Below are 409 nucleotides of genomic sequence, written 5' to 3' on the forward strand. Positions count from 1 at the left end.
TTATTATCTCTTAACTATTCCGGAAGTTCCAAAGAAATGGACAACAATTTTGATTGATTTTGGCTATTCTGAGAAAAATGTCAGCGTAAATCCAACCTACAATCAAGAAGGAGAAATGGTCTTTGAAGATCAGGAAGAAGTAAATCAAACGAGCTTTAATATTGATTATCGAAAAGTCCAAACTAACTCCACTCTTAAGAAAAGGAATGTGAATGATTATGTGCTTGAGTTGACCGAAAAAGACATTGAAAAATTAATAGAAGAACGAAAAAAATTGAAAGAGAGCATTAAAAAAATAGAGACAGAAATTGAAAAAACGAAGTCAAAAAGTATAGAAAATGAAACGTCAACGGAGTATCTAACTGAAGGTGAAAAAGAAGAAATCGAGAACGCAAATAAACAATTGAAG

Annotated in this window: 1 protein-coding gene; it reads left to right on the plus strand. The window is 31.3% G+C overall.

Translation table 11 applies throughout. The features are described from left to right. Positions 1 to 409 (plus strand): hypothetical protein (locus ES017_RS15555; protein ID WP_216367603.1); only part of this gene is annotated, 409 nt, incomplete at both ends.

The organism is Anoxybacillus sp. EFIL (assembly GCF_013096955.1).
GTDB classification, from domain to species: domain Bacteria; phylum Bacillota; class Bacilli; order Bacillales; family Anoxybacillaceae; genus Anoxybacillus; species Anoxybacillus ayderensis.